Genomic DNA, 4,067 nt, shown 5'->3' on the forward strand with positions numbered 1-4,067 from the left:
GAGACTTCGGAGTAAGAAGAGAAACCCCGCGTCGCTACGCTCCGATGGGTGGCAGCCTTGCTCCGGTCCGGGTGGCAGGCTTCACGTGGAATGGGTGGCAACCTTCAGCGGTTTACGCACCTTGTCGGATATACCGGTTTCACCACGTCAGATCACTCTGTATAGAGGCATTGCGGTTGCGGGACGATTACAGTGTTCGGTCGCGACTGGAAGATATTCTCGGTAGTGAAACCCGCAAAGCTGTTGCCAAACACGAATTGATAGAACTTGCACACACCAAGAAAGGCAGGGAGCCCGCCTTCGACCAGCCGCTCACAAAAGCGGTGATTGGCCAACCGCGGTCCGTCCGACGGGGGCGGCAGCTAATAGAAGCGGACATCTCTGCCGCGGCTTCGGCAAAGATGGCTAAATTTGGCATTGAATTGCCCGACATTCGTTTTAAGCGGATCAACTACAATGAAAGCGTTCGCCAGAATGATCAGCAAACGCCAGCAGATTGCCGAGCGATTCCGTTCCGAGGGTGCCGGCGAAGCCGCTAATTATCGGCGACAAGGAAAAGGATTTGCAGCGCATTGAGTCTGAAGCCTATCGGGAAGCTCAAACCATTCAGGGGGTGGCGGACGCGAAAGCCACGGAAATTTACGCAGCGGCGTATAACCAGTCGGAAATATCCCGTGATCTGTATGACTTTGTCAAAACCCTGGAGACCTATAACCGGGTGATCGACTCTTCCACCACGCTGGCATTAACCACTGAAAGCGAGCTACACCAACTGTTGAATGGTATAGGCCAAAACCCCTGAGGAGGGCTTGATGAACAAGCTGGCGTCCACGATTCGTTGCCCCGTGTGTGATATGAAAAAAATCAATCGCTCGCTACTATGGAATTACCAGGGTATCAACCACTATTTCTGTTCGCGTCAGTGCCTAGAGCGATTTAAATCCCGCCCGCATCTGTTTGTGGGCGATCCTCAACACGGATTGTCGCCCAAGCAGAAAAATCAAGTGATTCTAAAAAAACGCCGCATGCGACTCCGCGAAATAATCAGCGATGACCTCAAGGCTGATTTGAAAACATCACTGCAGTCGCTGATGGGTATTGATGCAGTGGACTTCACGGATCAGGAGCTGTATGTGACTTACGATCTGCTGCAGGCTTCCCTGGAAGATATCGAAAAAACCATCGAACAGGCGGCAGCCCGGCTGTCAAAAGGTATGGCGGAACAGGTAAAACGCGGGCTGATTCATTACAGCGAGGAGTGTGAGCTCGACAATCTCGCACACCTGACCAAAAACAGTGACTGTCATTGAGCAAGAAAGCATGGGAAAAGGCATCAACTACACTTAGTCTACCTTTTTGCGGCGCGGTGTGGGGGGGGGGCGTTGCTGTTTCAGAGCTTCTGGGCATAACCGTCATCTACAGGGAACTGAGCCACAGCGAGTTCAAACGCTGCCTGAAGCAGGGTTGGTTAAAAGATCTGATGGTTGGTGGGTAAACCACTCGCGACAGCTTAAAGGAACCTTTTGAAAGCAAAAACAATTTTGTCACCCCGAGGGTCTATATCGATCTGGCGGAAGAGCTTGCTCCCTATGACGTGGATTATAAAGGCGTCATCTCCTATGGGCCTCTCGCCACGTTGATCGGCTGGGTCGCACAGGCGGTATTAACGTCATGCGAGTGGAGCTAAGGCGAAAGAAGGCGGCTTGAAGATCAGGGATCTATGTTAACGAGCGTTCACTTATAAGTGACACCGTGTCGGTCAAATATTTCATAGACTTCTCTTGCTTCCTCCGCCGGCAACATCACCCGGATCGTCTGCTCATCCTTATCAATATAGATCAGATCCTGTGGAATTTCGCTGCCAATAAGGTCGTCTCGCGTATTGTGTGCCTGATCCATGTTCTCGAACTTACCATTAATAGCTTTACCCATCGTGCTTCTCCTTGTTGTTTAGATTCCATCCAAAGCATAGCTAACACATCAATTTCTGTAAATTTACGACGTTTCCAAGAGCCAAACGCTGCCTGAGACCTCCTCAACCGCAGCGTTCGTCAGCGACCCTTATCCTTCGGATTGTCTACCCCCGGTCGGGGCGACCCGCCCTCTATCAGGCGAATGTCTGTTCACCGCAACAGTGATAAGGTCAGAACTTGACCTCTCCCCACAACCAGGCCTTGTCCGTATCCACGCCACGACCATCGGCGGCATAGCTGGCGAACTTGGCACCCACCGTGTAGTGCTTGTTGATCGGGTAGACAGCCAGCAGCCCCAGCTCGGAGCCATAGCTCAGGCTATTGATGTCACTGCTGTAGTCATGATAAACGGCCAGCCACTTGACCCCCTTTGCTGAGGCACCCGCCGATACGTATAGATCCTGCAGGCCATCGTCCGGGGTGACCAGGAACTGGTCGGCCCAACCGTTCATCGCGTGAAGCGTCGCCAGAGGCGTCTGGAATGACCGGCCGTCGTCCGACTCCAGGGTTTCCATGCCCACCTTGACCGTAACGCCATACGCGGCGAGGCCCGCTTCCGCCAGCCAATAAGCGGCCTCAAAGCTTTGCGGGTTGTCTGCATAGTCTTTCTGGATTGCGTACTCCAGGGTGTACAGGACCCTGGCGTCTTCCGATACATCGGTGCCACCAGTGAATCGCAAGCCAAAATTCTGGGTTGAGTTGACGTCTGCGGTGGTAAAGTCGAACAGATATCCGTAGGCGGTAAGGGTTCCGGCGGCCAACCCCTGATACTGAACATTAAGAATCGGCGACTGCATGGGGAAATTGCCATTCGGGCTGGCGTCCGAGAATATCCGGTTAGCATTGTAAAGATAGCCCGCTGTAATCGTCGTGTCTGGAAGCGACTCGTTGGCGCCGATAAAGGCATCGAAGGTCTGCTCATTCTGGCGCCAGCCAACTGTGCCTATAAACCGGTGATTGTCCAGAGCAAAGCGCTGACGACCATAGGTCAGTGTGGTATCCGGAAGGCCTTTGTAACGTACGTAAATTTGGTTGACTTCGGTTTCCGTCGGATCAGCGACTACTGAGTGATCGGTTATGCCATTGATGGTGCTATTGTAGTTCTCATTCCCCACAGCGGACACATCTTCCGCCTCGGCAAACACCTCAAACCCCTTAAAATCACCAGTCCGGTACCCCAGTCGGGTTCGAACGGTAGAAGCATGGGCTTGATCGAGAGGGTTGTCCTGATCCACAAATTCGTAACGGTAACGAACATCAAGCGAAACCTTTCCCCCGGTTAAGGCTTCGGTAAAGGTCATGGACAGGACAGGCGTTGCGGCAGAGGCCAGAACCGAACCAATGGCCAAGGTCAGCAACGACTTCTGGTTTCTTTGGCCTTTCCTGGCAGGGAACGGCGTTAGCATCGTTTTCATCCTAGTGGTACCTTCTGTGGCCATATAAGGGGTGAATGGAGTCAATGTTTCATTCATGAGTCGATAATTCATTTTAGGGCGCCTCTATGTCCGTGGCAACCTTGATATCGGTCAGATTGAACCTGACTCTCAAGGGGTACCTCCAAAAGCTCACAGACAAAACGAGCAGGACAAGGTGCCATCACCTCATCCGTCTCACAGAGCCGTCCCTACGGGCCTCGTTTGCGGCTCATTCCATTGAGATACCTCTGGGCTTGAAGGACTGTGCGGCGCTTATTTCCTCAAATCCTAGAAAAAGCCACCAATGATCATTTGCAGATTTAACAGCTGCCCCATAGTCAGCCTGCCAAAGGCAATGAACCCCAAATGCGGATCGGAGAGGCGGAAAACTCGACAGAAAAACGAGAACTCCAGTAGACCAGCAGGAACAACCCAGACTCGGCTCCAGTTCGGCGAGGCTGCTTAGTAAACCAGCATAATGCGACAAACAATTTGACGCCTCTCAGAATCAACTTGATTTGACGCTGAAGGATGCCGTAGCTCTGACCCTATACACAGCCTAGCCCGGATTTCTCATAGTGCTCCAACAACCTTCGCAGACCAAGCCTGGTAGTGCCAGATCCGAGTGGTCATGGTCGAAGTTGGCGATTATTTAGCCAGTTTCCGGCATTCAGGCACA

The 4,067-nt window shown here is 52.5% G+C and carries 5 protein-coding genes; 3 read left to right on the forward strand and 2 right to left on the reverse strand.

Annotated features, from left to right (window positions below; all coding sequences use genetic code 11):
• The 3 genes from QPL98_RS19205 to QPL98_RS19215 all read left to right on the forward strand — a co-directional run.
• Positions 1–539: SPFH domain-containing protein (locus tag QPL98_RS19205; RefSeq protein ID WP_303293848.1), on the forward strand; the 539-nt coding region annotated here is incomplete at its 5' end.
• A 23-nt stretch (positions 540–562) separates the two neighbouring features.
• Positions 563–802, forward strand: a complete 240-nt coding sequence (locus QPL98_RS19210) for a hypothetical protein (protein ID WP_091855218.1) — start codon at positions 563–565, stop codon at positions 800–802.
• A gap of 10 nt (positions 803–812) precedes the next feature.
• Positions 813–1,310: a hypothetical protein gene (locus QPL98_RS19215; RefSeq protein WP_092034298.1), complete on the forward strand. Its 498-nt coding sequence runs from the start codon at positions 813–815 to the stop codon at positions 1,308–1,310.
• A gap of 424 nt (positions 1,311–1,734) precedes the next feature.
• On the opposite strand, the gene QPL98_RS19220 is transcribed toward QPL98_RS19215, so the two are convergent.
• On the reverse strand, positions 1,735–1,932 hold the full coding sequence (locus QPL98_RS19220) for a hypothetical protein (RefSeq protein WP_091855216.1): 198 nt from the start codon (positions 1,930–1,932) through the stop codon (positions 1,735–1,737).
• Positions 1,933–2,143: 211 nt separating this feature from the next.
• Positions 2,144–3,379, reverse strand: coding sequence for an alginate export family protein (locus tag QPL98_RS19225; RefSeq protein ID WP_303293849.1), 1,236 nt, complete (start codon positions 3,377–3,379; stop codon positions 2,144–2,146).
• Between the last annotated feature and the right edge of the window lie 688 nt (positions 3,380–4,067).

Origin of the sequence: Marinobacter sp. ST-43 (genome assembly GCF_030541085.1) — a bacterium.
Classification (GTDB): Bacteria; Pseudomonadota; Gammaproteobacteria; order Pseudomonadales; family Oleiphilaceae; genus Marinobacter; species Marinobacter nauticus.

What these genes read in the sequence shown, in the direction of transcription:
- QPL98_RS19215 (WP_092034298.1), top strand. Translation starts at nt 813, where the DNA reads ATGAACAAGCTGGCGTCCACGATTCGTTGCCCCGTGTGTGATATGAAA.
- QPL98_RS19220 (WP_091855216.1), bottom strand. Translation starts at nt 1,932, where the DNA reads ATGGGTAAAGCTATTAATGGTAAGTTCGAGAACATGGATCAGGCACAC.
- QPL98_RS19225 (WP_303293849.1), bottom strand. Translation starts at nt 3,379, where the DNA reads ATGCTAACGCCGTTCCCTGCCAGGAAAGGCCAAAGAAACCAGAAGTCG.